Raw genomic sequence first — 16,091 nt, 5'->3', positions numbered from 1 at the left:
CGCTTCGGCAGGCTCGGGCCTCGCCCTGCCCGAGGGGCTGAGGATAGGCGACGCGGCCGCTCTGGCTCAATTCGAGAGCGTCATGCGTGCCGGAGGGGCGGCGGTGAACGACATCGCAGGAAAGGCTGTTGTGCCAGCGCCGGGCCGGCCTGAGCGTCACGCCTCGCCCTCTCCCACCGACACTAGCCGCGGCCGCTTCTTCCGCTCCACGAGGCGACCGGACTCGACGAGGGCGTCGATCGTCTTCTTGAGCGCGGCCGCGGACAGCCCGAGCCGCTCGCCGAGCGTGGCCGGGGCGACGCCCGAACCCTGGTCGAGCGCGCGCACGGCGTCCACCGCTGCGTCGAGCGAGGCCTCGCCGTTCTTCTTGCCGCGGCCCGCGGGCGGGTGCTCCAGGGAGAGCTGCTCGTCGCCGCTCGCCGCGGCCTTCGGCGCGCTACTCGCCGCCTTGCGCCCGCGCCCGCCCGAGCGCGCCGGCCGGCGGTAGGCGCGCGCCTCCTCGATCGACACCTCGATCCGCCGGGCCTGCTCGGACACGTAGGCATCGAAGGCGTCCGCGGTCTCGCTGTCCTCGTTGTGCCACTGGCGCACCCAGGGGAGCAGGTCGACCATGGTCTGGAGGAGCGGCATGAGCTTGTCGCGCACGGCCGTGTCGCGGCGGAGCTTTTCGTCGGTCGCGGCCGCGGGCGCGCCGAGCTCCTCGTCGCGGGCCTGCCGGGTGGCTCGCGGGATGAGCTCGTGGCCGTGGAGGCCGATCTCCTCTTGCCAGAGCTCGATGGCGGCCTGGAGCTGCTCGATGTGCGTCCAGCCGGCCCAGCCATAAACGAGGCCGGCCTTGCCCGTGGCGCCGGGCGGCGGGGTGGCCGTCGGATAGGCGATGAAGCGTTCCTTGGGGACGTCGAGCTTGCCGCGAACGCGCCAGACGGTGGCGGCGTTCTCGAAGTCTTTCTGGTCGTACTTGGGAGGAACGTCGATGGAAATCTTGTCGCCGGCGTCCTCGCGGCGCTGGCGATCCCAGGTCTTTTCCCAGAGGGCGCGCTTCTCGAGGCCGGACTCGGTATAGCGTTGGCACTTGGCGGCGGCGACGGCCTCTTTGGCGAGGAGGTCGGCGAGGATGGCTTCGAGGTCGTAGTTGCTGGAGCCGGTGAGGACCTCGGCGACGGCGCGGACTTTGGGGTCCTGGTGGAGGGTGTGGGCGAGGGCGCGGACAGGGAGTGGGCGGGGATCAGGGCGGTCGCGGAGGGCGCCTTCGGCACAGTCGAAGAGCCAACCATATAGGTCCTCGATCTGGCGCTCGCGAAACGATGCGGTATTGTGCCCGAAAACGCCCTGCATGCCCAGCCATGGCCGCTTGTAGACCGCAGTCTCGATCTGACGAATAGATGGAATCTTTTCGATCAGGAGTCGACGAGCACGGTACCGAATTGCGACCCTCATCGGGAGATCACTGGGCGGGTCGCCGGACCAGGCAAAGGGACGCTGCTGCGGGGAAACGGCGACCCCCACATCATCCACGACATTCGCTTCCGCAAGGCTACATAAACCGAACGCCTGGTAGACGTCCCAGTCTAGCTCTTCCTGCGCGGCCACCATTAGATTCGTAAGTCGGCCGTAGTTGACAACGAGCTCATCGATGGCTGCACGCAACGTCGATGCCGCAACAGACTCGGTAATACATCGCCGAATGCTGAGCGCGGCTCGCTCTGCACCGAGTGCATCGAGTCGTCGGCCCCACTCGGCCATCAAGCGACATGGAAGCGGCATGCTCTTAAGGCCCGTGCTTGCGAACGCATATCGATTCTTCTCGGGCCTGCCTTTCTCCACGTCAACGTCATGAACCGAGGTAGCCTTGGGATAGAAGACCTGCTTCATCCAGAAGCACGCCGTCGAACTATTAAGGTATCCTAACAGCGCTAGATGCTCCTCCTCGCTCGAACTTTCCGACAGTTTCACGATGGGCGCCGTCCGATTAAAGACCTTTCTACCCCGATCGAGGATGAAATGATTATGCGTAGCAATCTCAGCAAAGGCAATGGAGAGCGGTGTACGAAGCTTGCTGGCCGTAAGCCGTCCGAACTCAAACCAGGCCAGGCCTCCCTGAACCTTTGTCTTGCCTCCGAAAAGCAGATTGCTTGCCAGGTTGCTCCTCCAGGGCCATAGGTATCGGCATTGAGCTGCACTCAGCGAAGGACGAAAGTTCTCGTCGTAAGGAAACACCACCGAGGCAGGCTCGGCAGAACTCCAATCGCGAAGAATATCCCCATCGACCACTAATCGGAGATCGTTCTCGCATAGACCTCTGGCGACATGTGAGTAGCGCGGCGCCATATAAACGTCGTCTTCGAGCGTAAACGAAGATATACCCGCGCTCTCGACGACGTCCGCAAGACGCTTCTCTGCGCGCTCTTCCAGCAACACTTTGAGCTCCGCTGCCCCCCCACCGCCCAAGCTCCACGGGTGCTGAGCCAGCTTGTCGCGTCCCACGTCGGTCACCGAGATGTAGTCGTCCTCGTAGCCTGCATTTCCGTGGTGCGCAGCAATCGACGACCAGACCTTCCCTTCCGCGGGCACTTCGGGTGCCGTCGGCTCACCACGGCTACCCATGATGGCGCGCACCTGCGAGGCCACGGGGCGTCGCGCGCGGCCGAAGAGGATCACCGTGGCAGTGTCGTGATCTGGGATATAAGCCCCGGAGGTATCGACAACCTCGGTAAGATCGACTTCGGGAAGCACTTCTGCGATTAACGCTTTCCCGAACTCGCGCTTCATGAATGAGTTGGCCGTGATCTGCCCGGTATATGCCCCGTCGTTCCCGAGCTGAAAGATTCGCTCGACGAATGGTGCAGACAAAGCATACTTGCCTGCGGCAGCCTTATATCGCGCCCGGATCAGCTCCCGCTTTGTCGCGTCCTTCTCGTTGATATAAGGCGGATTCGCCACGACCACGTCGAAGCGGGTCTTGTTCAGAAGCCGATCCGCGTCCGGCTCGAAGAACGAAAACGCACTCCGCTTAAGCCCGTAACTATTTGTGACTTGTTGGGCAAACAAGTCTCCGATCTCCGTCTGCAACCCCTCAAGTCCCGCCAGCAACGAGTCCCCAATATACACCTGAGCCGCTATATCCGTCGGCACCTGATCCAGCTTCGGAATTCTTGCCTTGTCCAGGTAACTGAGCAGCAATCGGAAGCGCGCCACCGCTGCGGCATAAGGATTCAGGTCAATGCCATAGATCTGGCTCAGCGCCTTCCGTGCGCTCTCTTCAGGCGATACGCCCGGCTCGACCCGCCGCCGCGCCTCGAACAGCCGGTCATAGGCCCCCAACAGCAGATGCCCCGACCCGCACGCCGGATCCAGCACGGTCACCGCGATCCCCCGCTCCCGGATCGCCGGATCCAGCGCGTTGTCCAGAATGAACCGCTCCACGAACTCCGGCGTTTGCAGCAGCGCATACCGCTTGCGCACGTCCTCGTTCAGGTTTTGGTACAGATCCCCCAGATACCGCGTCGACGCCCCGCCGCGCTCCTCCTCCTGCTCCCCCACGGGCCGCCCGAAAGAGAAGCGCAGCTTGCCGCCCTCCGTCGCGCGCAGCTCATCGAGCAGATCGCCGAGCGCCCGCGACGTGGGCCCGAGCCGCCAGAGCGGCGCATGCCCCGGCCCGAACACCTCGCGCCCGCCCGGAACCTGGGAGATGGCGTCGAAGATGTGCAGCAGATAATCGCGCTCGCCCAGGTACTTGAACTGCGCCCGGAACTGCGAGAGCCGGTCCGAGGCGCCGGGCCCCGCGAGGCGGTGCGGGAGGTAGCCGCGGTCCTCCAGCGTGCGGGCGAAGACCGTGCAGAGCACCCAGCTCGCCGCGACCTGGTCGCAGAACGCGTCGCGGTAGGACTCGAAGGGCTCGCCGGTGCGGTTGTTCGCGCGGTCCGCCGCGTGCGCGTCGCGCAGCGAGGGCTCCACGCGCGGGTCGGCCGCGCGCGCGCGGAGGTCCTCGGCGAGGCGGCGGTGCGCCTTGGACATGGCGCGGACGAGCGCGTCGGGGTCGGCGAGCGGCGGGAGGGAGGCAGGGGTGTTCATGCGCGCTGGGCAGGGAGGCTCGTGGAGCTGATCGTGCGGCGCTCGGCATGGCGTTCCAGCCACGCGGCGGGCACGTCGAGGATCTCGTGCGGCAGCAGGCCGGGCACGGGGACGAGGAAGGTGCCGGGCGAGGCGCCGACATGCGGGGCGACGTCGGCGGCGACCTCGACGACGGCGCCCTCGCCGGCGTACACGGGCAGGACGACGAACGTCGCGGCGCGCGCGGGCATAGACGCCGGGGCGCGATGGCCCGCGGCGAGCTCGGCGACCGCGGAGAGCAGGTCGTAGCGCGCGAGCAGGCCGAGGCGGGTGAGCACGAGCAGGCGCGGCCAGGCGAGGACCGCCTCGACCGTGCTCGCCGCGGCGAGGCGCATGAGCTCGAGTAGGCGCGGCCACGCCGGGCCGTCGGGGCCACGGTCGTCCGCGGCGATGGCCGGCACGAGGCCGCTCTTGAGCTTCTTTTCCGTCGCGACGGCCTCGGCGGCGTCGATGAGCAGGGCGTCGGCGAAGCGCATGTCGCCGCCCAGACGCCGGGCCACGGCGCGGGCGACGACATCGGCGTTGGGGGCGCCGCGCGCGAGGGGTCGGCCGTCGCCGGCGCGCTCGCCGCGCCAGAGGAGCACGCGGAAGGCGCCCTCGCGTCGCGCGCGCTGGATCTCCTCGTCGAAGACGCGCACGGCCGTGGCGCCGGCGATGTCGCCCTCGGCGCGCTCGCGGCGCGGCTGGAAGGGGATCTCGGCCGCGGTCGCGGCAGGCGCCGCGACGACGCGCGGCGGCGAGGGGGCAGGCTCCGCGACCGCGCTGCTGGTCGAGCGAAGGGTGCCGAGCTCGGTCGAACCGTGGAGCAGCGTGCGCTCCCGCGGGATGAGCGCGCCCTCCTGGGCGTCGAAGCGCAGGCCGAGCTTGGCGGCGAGCACCTCGATCAGCGCCGGATCTCTGGGGAGCTCGGCGCACTCGGGGTAGCGGGCGCGCACGCGGCGCTGGAGCTCGTCGGGATCGATCTTGCCCGCGATCGCCGCGGCGCTGAGGAGGAGCGCACGCTCGGCGGACAGGCCCACGGGGTAGAGCTCGCCGCGCACGGAGAGGCGCGCGCGCTCGGCGGTGGCGGCCGCGAGCGCGACGAGGGCGCGATCCGGCAGCGCGCGGGCTTGCTCGGCGCGCGGGGCGTCGACGCGGGCCGTCTCGCCGAGCGCCTCGCGCAGGCGCGCGGCGGCCGTGGCCTCGGCCACCACGTTGCCGCCGTCGACGAGCGCGTCGGCCTCCTTGCCCAGCGCCTCGGCGAGCTCGAAGCCGCCGCGGTCCCAGGCGACGAGCGCCTCGCCCGCGCGCAGCGCGGCGGCGCCCTTGCCGACGCGGCGGAGGCGGAGGCGCGCGTCCTCAGGCCCGCCGAGGCGCGACGCGTCGATCTCGGTGACGGTGCGAACCAGCGCCTCCGCGGCGCGCTGCGCGGCGTCCAGGGAGAGGTCCAGCTCGAGCGGGAATGCTTCCATGACCGCAGCGGCGGCGCGCCCGAGGGGGGCAACGCCCGCGCTCGCCGCGAGGGCGCCCTGGACCGCGGCGAAGACGCGCTCGAGCACGGCGAACTCGCGCGGCTTGATCGGAGGCGCGCCGGCCGGGAGCGCAGCCAGGACCTCGCCGAGCCAGCGCTCGCGCGCTTTGCCGAGGTCGATGGAGACCAGCGCCCGTGTCTTGCCCGCAACCTTCGCGAGCTCGAGCATTGACCCGTGGCGGGGGAAACCGGCGACGTCCTCCAGCCCGAGGTACTGCCGCACCCGCCGCAGCGACGCGGACCCGCCCTTGCCGTGGCTCGGGGCGATGAGCTCGATGGCCGCGCCGAGCGTGGTGGGCGGCCGCTCCGCGTCGACGAGGCCTTCGAGCCACGCAGTGAGATCCCTCGGGGCCTCGGGCGCGCCCTCCTTCCGCGCGCGATTGACGAGATTCCTCACCTGCTTCTCGGGCGCGGAGGCGACGGTGACCGAGTCGACGAGGCCGGCCTCGAGGAGGCGCCGCGAGAGGGCCGGGCTCAACCGGCGCGCCGGACGGCCCGCGGGAGCGGAGCCCCGACCCGCGTCCGCCGGGCCCGCGGAGGGAGCGTCCTCCCCCGTGGCCGCCGGGCCAACAGAGACGTGGCTGCCGCCCGTGTCCTCCAGGTCCTCGTCGACGCGACGGCGCGCGCCGGTGAAGCCGCGGAAGAACGGCGGCGGGACGTCGCTCACGCTGATCTCGAGGTGCTTGCGCACGAGCTCGGCGAGATCCACGAGCGAGCGCGCCGTCTTCGCCCCCACGCCGCGCACGCCGCCGAGGCGGTTGCTCGAGAGCTGCGCGAGATCGTGGAGGGAGTAGATGCCCATGCGATCGAGCGCGTTGCGCTGGCGCGTGGAGAGGGGGAGCGCGTCGACGCGCGCCTCGGCGCCGAGGCCCGTGAGGTCGGCGGCCTGGAGCACAGGCTCGTCCGCGCCGCGGCTGTCGTGCTCCGGCACCTTGTGCAGGGCCTTGATGAAGGCGTCCCGCATGTCGTCCGCCGTCGGGAAGCGCTCGCTCGCGGTCAGCCGGAAGGCGCGCTCGAAGAAGCGCACCAGCCCGTCGCGTACGTCGGCGTCGAGGCGGTCGGACTCGACGCGGACGGCGGTCTGGCCGGGTCGCGCGCCGAGAAGGGGCGCCGGGCGGACGCCGGTGAACATCTCGTGGAGCGTGACCGCAGCGGCCCAGCGGTCTGCCGCGTCATCCCAGCGGCCGCGGGCAGCGAGCTCCGGGTCCTTGTAGGCCGGGGTGCCGATGGCGAGGTCGTCGGCAGCGCGCTGGGAGAGCGAGAAGTCGAAGAGGAGGAGTCGTTTCTTGCCCTTCTCGGTGCCCGACGTCAGGCCGATGTTGGCGGGCTTGATATCGCGGTGCTGCACGCCCGCCTCCTCGAGGCTGCGCAGGGCGGTGAGCAGGTCCTCACCCCAGCGGCGTGCGTAATCGAGCGAGAGCGCGCCCTCGGCGCGGATCTCGTCGGCAAGCGTGCGCTCGCCCGCGAACTGCACGAGGAGGCAGGTGCGGCCGGCGAGGGTGCGCGTGTCGACGAGGTGCGCGATGCGGTCGACGCCCGGGATGCGGCGGAGGCGCGCCAGTACCTCGCCCTCGCGGGCGATGCGCGTGTCATGCGCGTCGGAGAGCGGCACCTTGAGGGCGACCTCACCCTCGGTCGGGTGCTTCACCTTGAAGACACGCGCGGTGGCGCCGCTGCCGAGCTCGCCTAGGACCTCGAGGTCGCCGCCGAGGAGAGTGCCTTTGCCGGCGTCGAGTGGGTCGATCTCGGGCGCGGGCTGCGCCGCGACGGGCGGCGGCGCCGCGATGGGCGGCATCTCCGGCGCCGTGAGCGCTTCCTCGAGGAGGTACACGAAGTCGAGCGGCGTTGGGAAGTCGTGGACGCGCTCGGTCGGGTCGAGCGACGTGGCGCTCCGGAGGACGAGGTCGAGGTTCTTCGCGCCCGCCGGGAACAGGTCGTCACGGACCGCGGAGATGACGAGGCCGCCGTCGCGGGCGAGGCGCTGCGCGAGCTCGGCCGAGGTCGCGGCGGGGGGCTCTTCGGCAAGGAGATAGTAGGCGAGCGCGCCGAGCGAGAAGACGTCGCTCGCGGCGGTGGCCGGCGAGCCGAGCGCGATCTCGGGCGCCTCGTAGAGGCTCGCCGAGGCGCCGGCGAGGCGTGTGAAGAGGCGGGGGCTCTCGCTGGCCGGGTCGCCTCCGGCGGCGAGCGCGAAGCGGGTGAGCTTCACCTCGAGCGCCGCCTTGCCACGGTGGACGAGGACAGCCTCCGGCGAGAGCGCGCCGTGCACGATGTCGTTGCGATGGCAGAACGCGAGCGCGTCGGCGACGCGGCGAAGAATGGCGAGCTTGTCGTCGACGACCAGGTCGGAGCGGCCATCGCTCTGGCGGTGCTCCTTGACGAAGGCCTCCAGCGTCTTGCCCGGGAAGCCGCGGAAGACGAGCGCGGGACCGAGCGGGCCCCTTGGCTCGAACTGCTCGAGGGCGAGGATGTCCGGGTGGTCGCTGAGGTCGAGCAAGAGCTTCGCCTCGCGCTCGACGCGGTGGTCGAGCCGCTGCGCGAGGGCGCGGTCGCCCCGGGGCACGAGGTACGAGCGCACGCGGCAGCGGGGCCCGAGGCCGTGCGGCTCGGCCCAGTGGTCCTGGTAATCGGGCCCTTCCTCGACGAGCGCCTTGAGATCGAAGCGGCCGTCGAGCACGGTGAGGGGCTTGTCGATCTTCCCGAGCCCGAACTCGCTGCTCGTGAGCACGCGGCGGAGGGCCTTGAGCGTGTCGTGGGTGTTGGCGCGACGAGGGAGATCGTCCCGCGCCCCGGGGAACCTCGCCTGACGGAGGGCGTCGCCGAGCTCCTGCCGGCCGACGACGACGTGCGTGCGCGCGGCGTCGTGCTCCCCCAGCTTGATCCCCTCGGCGTGGGTGAGCCAGACGAGCGACTCGAACCACAGGCCGCCGAGCTTGTCGGCGACATCCCGCCCGAGGCGCCGCGCGCCCCCCCTTACGCGGGCCATCAGGGCATTCTTCTTGGTTTCGAGCAGCGGCAGCGGGTGATCGACCACCTCGCGCCCGCGCTGGGCAGACCACGTGACGAGGTGCCGCGCGTCGCCCTCGATCACCTCGCCGCGCCACGACTTCATCTCGATGATGTAGAGGCAGTGCGCCGTCATCGCGATGGCGTCGATCTCGTAGCGGCGCCCGTCGTCGGTCTGGAACGAGAAGAGCGCATAGCCGCCGTGCGGCCCGTAGGTGGGCAGCGCCGTGGCGAGCCAGTCGAGGCCCTCCTGCTCGTGCCGGTGCGGCGTCGTGCCGATGAGCTCGAAGTGCGAAGATCGGATCGTTGTCACGGACGCTCCCGCTACGCTCCCGCGAGGTCCAGGGTCTCCTCCACACCGAGCGCCGCCGCGAGCGCCTGCGCCGCCTCGACCTCGCTGGTGTCCGCGTCCGGCGAGCGCAAGAGCAGGCGCGCCCGGGCGATGCCGAGCCGCTGCTTCTCCCGCTCGGCCCACGCTGTGGCCGTTTCGTCCGGCCGGCGAGGCGAAACGAGGAGCGGCACGCCCTTGTCGAGCTGGAGCGCGCAGGTGATGCCGAGGATGTGCCGGCTCTCCGGCCCGTCGCCCACCGCGATCACCTGCGTGCGCACCGAGAGCCGCTCGCCGCGCAGGAACGCGCGTGCCACCTCGGCCACGGCACGCGGCCCGACGACGACGACGTTCGTCGACGGCGAGAGACGTTCCGGGAGGCGCGGATCCACGGCGTCCGCGCCTCCGCCGATCCCCCACGCCGCGAGGGCTTGCGCGAGCGCCTCGGCCGCGCTCGGTGGGGCGGTGCGGGCAGCGAACAGCCCCTCGATGACCTTTGCGGGCGGCCGCTCGAACCCGGCTCCCCACGGGTCGTCGTCGTACCAGCCCGGGAGGCGGAACACCGGGCCGGGGGCGAACGCTGCCGGGTAGAGCATCGCGAAGTTGCGAAGGACGAGGTCACAGCGGACCGCGGTCGGCAGGTCGCTGCCGTAGGCCCGCCATGCTGCGTCCGCATCGGCGTCCAGCACCCGATGGTCGTTCTCTCCGTCGATCAGCCGAGCCGCCGCGAGCGCGGCTCGGTAGAAGCACATGGCCTGGTCTTGCGTGGGCAGGGTGTGGGTCATGAGCAGGCGGGAGGGGCAGGATAGAGCGGATCCAGGGGGCGCGGAAAGAGTGTGGGCGCGAGGCCGGGCGCGCGGGATGGGGCGTACGGGGCACGCCGCGTCATCCTGGGCGAGCATGCGCTGACACGCGCGGGCGGGCATGTCTCCAGGATCCGGGCGGCACGTGGAATTACTCCCGCTGCGCGGGGTGCCTGACGGCATGCGGGAGCACGCTCCTTCCTTTGAGCGCAGGAGCATGCCCTTCGACGAGCAGTGATGTCACGGTGCGATACGCACCATGGTGCACTCAAACTCCGTCCATTCGCGGAGATAAGAACGGTGAAGGAGAACTCCGCTACGCGAGATCGCACCCGATGAGCAATTCCAAGCTTTTCGTCAAGATCCTGCGCATTGCGGCGGCCGTCCTCACAATGGTCGCCCAGATCATCCTGGCCTGCATGGGCTGATCGCCCAGGCGACGCCTGCCCAACATGACCTTCGCTTGGGTCGCCCGCTTCGATCCCCGTCCACCTCGAACCGCGCCGTCAACGGCGCTCAGGAGAAATCCATGTCCGAGATCACCGAGAACACTCCCTCCCCTGTCCCCTACGTCCTCCGCGTGTTCACGAACGAGTCCGTGAAGAAGGGCGCCGCCGCCGCGGTCGCCGGCCTCCTGGTCGCGGCCGTGTCGGAGGCGATCTGGCCGTCGCGGTGAGCGAGCTGATCGGCGAGGCCCTGCTGGAGCTGCTCCGGCACGGTCTGCCCCGGCGCGTGCCAAAGGCCGCGGAGATGCTCGACTGGCTTCGGGAGGCGGCAATACCACCCCAGGGCGTCGAGCTCTTCAGCGCCGACGGCGCAGCGTTCACCGGTGTCGTGATCGTCGACCGGAACCGGCCGATCTTCATGCTCGCCGCACGACAAAGCCCGGCGCCACGCATCCACATGGGCCCGTCCGTGCCGCCCGGCACACCGCGCTACGGTTCGCCGTACGGCCAGCGGTCCCTGTTCGACGAGGACGACGAGCCCCACTGGCGCGACGGCCATGCCGGCTGGCCGCGGTGAGGCCGACCTCGGGGGCGCAGCGCCCAGGCGTGCAGCTCGGGGGCGCCCTGGCCGCGCCTGAGGACGAGCTGCTCCGCACCGTCCTGCGGAGCCGGCGCATCGCGGACCGGCTCGCCCGCGCTCCAGGCGGGTGGAGAGACGTGAGCGAGCACGAGATGGAGCGGCTCGGGCTCACGAGTGTCCAGCGCAGCGCCGTCCTGGCGTTGCAGCAGCTCGTCCGCAGCGGCTACCCCTCGCTGCCGAAGCACAAGTTCTCGTGCTCGGCGGACATTGCCCGCATCTACGCCGACCGGCTGGGCGGGCTCGTTCACGAGGTGATGCTCGGCATCGCGCTCAACGGTCGCAACGAGTTCATGGCCGAGCTCGAAGTGGCACGGGGCGGGAGGCACGGCGCCGCGCTCACCGTCGCCGACGCGCTGCGGCCGGTCATCCGTACCGGCGCCAGCGCGTTCGTTCTCGTTCACAACCACCCGGGCGGGGATCCGATGCCCAGCCCGGAGGACATCGCGCTCACGACGGCGATGAAGAGGGCTGCTGACCTCGTGAGCATTCCTCTGGTCGACCACATCATCATTGGCGGTCGCGGCGGAGGATTCAGCTCCATGCTCGACCTCTGCATCATCCAGTAAGAAGACTGCCGACAGACCGTACCGACTGCATCGTCGAGCCGTGCTCGGTCTACAGCGGCGCTGACGATTCACCACATTACAAGGTCACATTCCTCAGGGCGCCCGCTGGCACGAGCTCTCGTGCTTCGGGCGCCTTTCCGTTTTCGGAGAAAGGAACATCTCATGCGCGTCAACGGTCGTACGCTCCGCCCCTCGACCCTGGCCGAGCGCCGTCTGCTCTTGTCGCTCGGCACCGCCTCCCTGCGCGTGCCGCGCCGCATGAATCCGTTCGCCGTCGCCCGGCGGCTTCGCCGCGCCGCGCTGGGCAACAGCCCCGATCACGAGTTCGCCCGCGACCTGGTGAAGGCGAAGAAGCGGCTCGACCAACTGCCGGTCCCCTCGCCGGATCTGGATCTTCCGGAGCCCACGAACCCCGACGAGGGCATGATCGTCCATGGCCGGGCGGCGTAGCGGCCTGGCAGGGCTCGATCGCGTTCTTCGCGCGCTCGAGCCCGGGTCGCACAACATCGGGGATTACGTCGCCGAGCACGACGAGGAGCTCGCGGTGCTGCTCGACGTCGGCGCCAGCGAGCTCCGGGCGCTGGCCGGCCAGCCTGACGAGGAGGCGGCTACACGGGTTCGCGTGCTCCTCCAGCACCGAGCTGAAGCCCGCACGCTGCGTCATCAGGCTGCCTGTCGCGATGCCGTCTTGGCGGCAGCGCAGCGGCTTGCCATGACGGCAGTCTGGCGGGAAACCACGGCGCTGCTGGAGTCGAACGTCCTCCTCGGCGACCTGCTCGCCGATGTGACGATCCAGCACATCAGTCTGGTGAGCCGTGTCTTCGCGGTACACCTGCCCCGCAAGAAGCTGGTCGAGGTCGCGGAGGTCCTTCCAAGGCAGTTCGCTGATCTGGTGAGCTGGGTGGACCGGACCGGACTCCACTTTCGATGGCGCCAGGGGCGTGGCGGGCTGAGCCTCTACTCGCAGGTGGTGCCTGCCAGCGAGTCCGCCCACGTCCTCAACGTCAGCATCCCGGCTCCTGCCATCAGGAAGCACCGGCCATCTCCGGCTTCAGCTACCCCGCGGCATAGCAGCCAAGATGCCCCACGCCCGAACCCCGCCAATGCAGCGCCAGCTGCCCCTCGCAACGCGGGATGGCTCGCCGAAGCCCTCACCGAAGCTGCGTTCTCGGCCTAGCAGTCACCGCGGTCCATCGTCTTCTGGTGGACCGCTGCTCTGGGCAGCGTGCGGGTCGATCCGCGCAGCGCCCGCTTCTTCTCCACCACCACACACACTCTCTCCATGACAAGGAGTCCATACCATGAACAGCGCACCGGCGACGCTCGAGCGCGCCCAGCGGCGGCTCGCTGCCGCGGGAGGTCGCCACATCGGCGATCTCATCTCGTGGAACACCGACCGCATCGATGTGACGCGCGAGGCCGCTCGCCGCGTCTTCGCGACCGAGGAGCTCGGCCACCTCATCTCGGACATGGAGCCGGCCACCGCCCTCTCGCGGGCCGCAGCCGAGGTGAAGCGCCCGTCCGGCATCCTCGTCCGGCCCTTCGCGCGGCCCAAGGGCGACACGAGCGCCGCGGTGGGCATCTACGTGCAGAAGACCCGCGAGGGCGAGGCCGGCGACGAGTACGTCTGCGGTGCGCGCTGCCGGGTCGACCGGCACACAGGCACCATCGTGGGCCTGCCGCCCGACGGCGCACCATCGATCGCCGAGGCCCTCGCGCACGCCGAGGCCATGGCCGCACACGGAAACCACCTCGTCGCGCATGCCGAGACGCGGGACATCTCGTTCGCCATGGTGGCGACGGCCAAGGCGCTCTCCGGCGTGCCGCTGCGGGACCGAGGCGGGTTCTACCTGCTGCCGCCGTCCACCTGCGGTGCCTGGCTCCGGCTCCGGCCGGGGCTCGAGCAGCTCGGCGTGAAGCCGATCCGGATTGAGATGCACGACGCGCCCGACAACGTCGCGGTCGCCAGGGCGGCGGCGCAGGGTGCGCTGGAGGCGGATGTCGCGGAGCTCATCGCCGACCTCGACAAGGCGGCGTCCGAGGGCATGCGCCAGAACGCGCTCGCGCGGCGGGTAGAGCTCTGCAAGGAGCTCACGGCCAAGGCCGAGCTCTACCGCGGCGTCCTGGCCGGAGTCGCCGACCGGATCACCGCGCGAGTCAAGGAGCTCCAGCACAGCTTCCAGCTCCAGCTCGACGGCGGTGATGGCGTGTCGTTCACCATCCCCGTGGTCAACGACTGAGAAGGCCGGGCCTGTCGAACGGGAGACGCCTCGCCGTGGGTGACACCGCGGCGAGGCACCGGCGCAGCATGCCCGCTGCGCAGATACGCGAGGTGATGATGAAGTCGACAACCAACAATTCGGTGGATATGAGCTCTGTGAGGCACAGGTTCCGGACCGTGCGCGACAGCTTGCTTGCCGCTTTCCGGGAGCGCGAGAACGCCATCGAGTGCATCCTGCTCGCTGCCCTCTCGGGCAATCACGCGCTTCTGGTGGGACCTCCGGGCACGGCGAAGAGCGCCTTGTTCTTCGGATTCCTGTCGTGCTTCCCGGACGCGCGGAAGTTCCAGACGCTGGTGACCAAGTTCGGGACCGAGGACGAGTATTTCGGCCCGGTGAAGCTCAGCGCCCTGAAGAATGATCTCTGGGAGCGCAACCTCGACGGCCGGCTCGCCGGCGTCGAGTGCGCCTTCCTCGACGAGGTGTTCAAGGGGTCCGACTCGGTGCTGAACGCCTTCCTGTCAGCGATGAACGAGCGGCTCTACAAGGGCCGGCCGATCCCGCTGCGGATGCTGGTTGGAGCCTCGAATGAGCTCCCCGAGGAGGAGAACCTGGCGGCGGTGTACGACCGGTTCTTGCTGCGGGACTTGGTCGAGTACGTGCAGGCGGACGCGACCTGGATGCAGCTCGTCGCGGCGCCGCCGGCCTACACGGCCTCGGCCCAGATCAAGCTCGCGGAGTGGGACGCGGCGCGGGCGGACGTCGACGGGGTGACGCTGCCCGAGCGCATCGTGCAGGAGCTCCTCCGGATCCGGAACGAGCTCAAGGCCAACGGGATCGTCGTCTCCGACCGGCGCTGGATCGCGCTCACCCGCGTGCTCCGCGCCGCCGCCTGGCTCGATGATTGCGCCGAGGTCGAGCTGGACCACCTCGCCGTGCTCCGGTACGGCCTCTGGCAGAAGCCTGACGATCGCGCTCGTGTCGTCGCCGTGCTCGACACGGTGGACCGGAGCGCGGTGGCGAAGGCGATCACCGTTGTCGACGAGGCCCTGCGCGCCTACGTTCACCGGCCCACGGAGGTGGCGGCCTATCTGGAGGCGCTCCCCAAGCTCGCCGCCGACGTCACCGATTCGGCGAAGCGGGTCCAGGAGCAGCTCAAGGAGGGCGTGTCCCGCCGGGCGCAGACGCGTATCCAGCCGAAGCTCGACGAGCTGAAGAAGGTCCACGACGCGCTCAAGGCCGACCTGGCGAAGCGCTACGCCCTGTAGGAGGTCACGATGGGGACCTTCCTCCAGGCTCGGCGCGCACACCGCGCCGTGGCGATCGCAGCGGACCAGGACGCCGCAAGCGCCGGGGACCTCTGGAACGCGATTGTCGGGGCAGGGAGCCAGCCGCTCGCGGGCTCCTTCGCCGAGGCGGTGCAGGACACCGCGCCGGTGGAGCACGCCGCGCTGCTCGCGTCCGACGACGTGGCGGCGGCATACGCCTTCGAGCGGCTGTGGGGCTGCCTCCCTGCCCTGCCTCCCAGGGCGTCGCCCTTCGAACTGCGCGGTGTCGCCCGAGAGGCGTGGGCAGCTTTCGATGCGCAGGCCCGGCGCACCGAGCATCTTGCCGACGGGTTTGGCTGGGACGTCAGCTCGGCGTGGACCCACGCGCGCGATGTCGAGCTCGCCCACGGGGACCTCCACCAGGTCGAGCGCATCGCTCGCCTCGCTGGCCGCATGTATGCGGCGCTGCGGGGGGCCCGCGCCAACCGGGTCCAGGGCGTGCCCGCCGAGGTCTACTCGGTCGAGCAGGGCAACGACGTGTCCCGTCTGCTGCCGGCCGAGCAGGTGCTGCTCATGGAGCCCGTCCTGGAGACGGTGGTCCTGGAGCGGATCGCCTCCCGGCGGGCAGCCCAGTATGCCGTGCGCGGCGAGGCGATGAAGTCGAAGGGGCCGCTGGTGATCGCACTCGACGAGTCCGGGAGCATGCACGCGGCGCGGAACGAGTGGGCGAAAGCCGCAACCGTCGCGCTCTGCCGCGTCGCCTTCGACGAGAAGCGGCCGGTCGCCGTGGTCCACTACTCGACCTCCACCGCGGTCCAGGCCATCGTGCCCGGCGACACGGAGGCGGTACTGCGAATGGTGCGTCACTTCCTCGGCGGGGGAACGGCCATCGGCCTCGCGCTCGGCATGGCCGTGCAGCAGGTCCGGCAGCTCGCCCGGCGGGGCCATCAAGGTGCCGACATCATCCTCGTCACCGACGGCGTGGACGGGGACCAAGCGGCTCAGGAAGCGGCCCTCCGCGAGGGTCTGGCGCTCGGGGTGCGGCTCTGGACGGTGGCGATCGAGTGCGAGGTGCCCGAGACCTCACCGCTCCGGGCCAAGGCCGCGCACTACATGCGCCTCGGCGGCGCAGAGCTCGCGAAAGGCGAGAGCGTCTCTCTCCTGGCCGGCGCCACGTAATCCTAACCAGAGGGAAACA

General features: G+C 70.2%; 11 protein-coding genes. 8 read left to right on the top strand and 3 right to left on the bottom strand.

Translation table 11 applies throughout. The features are described from left to right. Positions 1-156: 156 nt before the first annotated feature. From pglX to WME95_RS44735, 3 genes are read right to left on the bottom strand one after another with little or no spacing between them, the layout of a single operon-like run. Entirely contained in the window at positions 157-4,071 is a 3,915-nt protein-coding gene (pglX, locus tag WME95_RS44745) for a BREX-2 system adenine-specific DNA-methyltransferase PglX (RefSeq protein ID WP_437905303.1), read from the bottom strand. Further along, on the bottom strand, positions 4,068-8,936 hold the full coding sequence (locus WME95_RS44740) for a protein kinase domain-containing protein (protein ID WP_437905302.1): 4,869 nt from the start codon (positions 8,934-8,936) through the stop codon (positions 4,068-4,070). The genes pglX and WME95_RS44740 overlap by 4 nt, the downstream gene beginning before the upstream one ends. An 11-nt stretch (positions 8,937-8,947) precedes the next feature. After that, entirely contained in the window at positions 8,948-9,703 is a 756-nt protein-coding gene (locus WME95_RS44735; RefSeq protein WP_437905300.1) for a hypothetical protein, read from the bottom strand. A 580-nt stretch (positions 9,704-10,283) separates the two neighbouring features. On the opposite strand from WME95_RS44735, the gene WME95_RS44730 reads away from it, so the two are divergent. The 8 genes from WME95_RS44730 (at position 10,284) to WME95_RS44695 (ending at position 16,072) form a co-directional block, all read left to right on the top strand. Continuing rightward, positions 10,284-10,430, top strand: coding sequence for a hypothetical protein (locus WME95_RS44730; RefSeq protein ID WP_437905299.1), 147 nt, complete (start codon positions 10,284-10,286; stop codon positions 10,428-10,430). Next, complete coding sequence (locus tag WME95_RS44725) at positions 10,427-10,777, top strand: hypothetical protein (protein WP_437905298.1); 351 nt, start codon at positions 10,427-10,429, stop codon at positions 10,775-10,777. The genes WME95_RS44730 and WME95_RS44725 overlap by 4 nt, the downstream gene beginning before the upstream one ends. A gap of 155 nt (positions 10,778-10,932) precedes the next feature. Further along, positions 10,933-11,406, top strand: coding sequence for a JAB domain-containing protein (locus WME95_RS44720; protein ID WP_437905297.1), 474 nt, complete (start codon positions 10,933-10,935; stop codon positions 11,404-11,406). A gap of 162 nt (positions 11,407-11,568) precedes the next feature. Next, positions 11,569-11,856, top strand: a complete 288-nt coding sequence (locus WME95_RS44715) for a hypothetical protein (protein WP_437905296.1) — start codon at positions 11,569-11,571, stop codon at positions 11,854-11,856. Next, positions 11,840-12,583, top strand: a complete 744-nt coding sequence (locus WME95_RS44710; protein WP_437905295.1) for a hypothetical protein — start codon at positions 11,840-11,842, stop codon at positions 12,581-12,583. Before WME95_RS44715 ends, WME95_RS44710 begins: the two co-directional genes overlap by 17 nt. Positions 12,584-12,707: 124 nt before the next feature. Continuing rightward, positions 12,708-13,646: a hypothetical protein gene (locus tag WME95_RS44705; RefSeq protein WP_437905294.1), complete on the top strand. Its 939-nt coding sequence runs from the start codon at positions 12,708-12,710 to the stop codon at positions 13,644-13,646. A gap of 128 nt (positions 13,647-13,774) precedes the next feature. Continuing rightward, positions 13,775-14,893 carry an AAA family ATPase gene (locus WME95_RS44700; RefSeq protein WP_437905293.1) on the top strand — a complete coding sequence of 373 codons (1,119 nt, stop codon included), beginning with the start codon at positions 13,775-13,777 and terminating at the stop codon, positions 14,891-14,893. Between the two features lie 9 nt (positions 14,894-14,902). Then, positions 14,903-16,072 carry a vWA domain-containing protein gene (locus WME95_RS44695; RefSeq protein WP_437905292.1) on the top strand — a complete coding sequence of 390 codons (1,170 nt, stop codon included), beginning with the start codon at positions 14,903-14,905 and terminating at the stop codon, positions 16,070-16,072. Positions 16,073-16,091 lie beyond the last annotated feature (19 nt).

It is taken from the genome of Sorangium sp. So ce327, assembly GCF_051530205.1.
Classification (GTDB): domain Bacteria; phylum Myxococcota_A; class Polyangia; order Polyangiales; family Polyangiaceae; genus Sorangium; species Sorangium cellulosum_B.
This window is presented reverse-complemented; position numbering and strand designations above follow the sequence as displayed.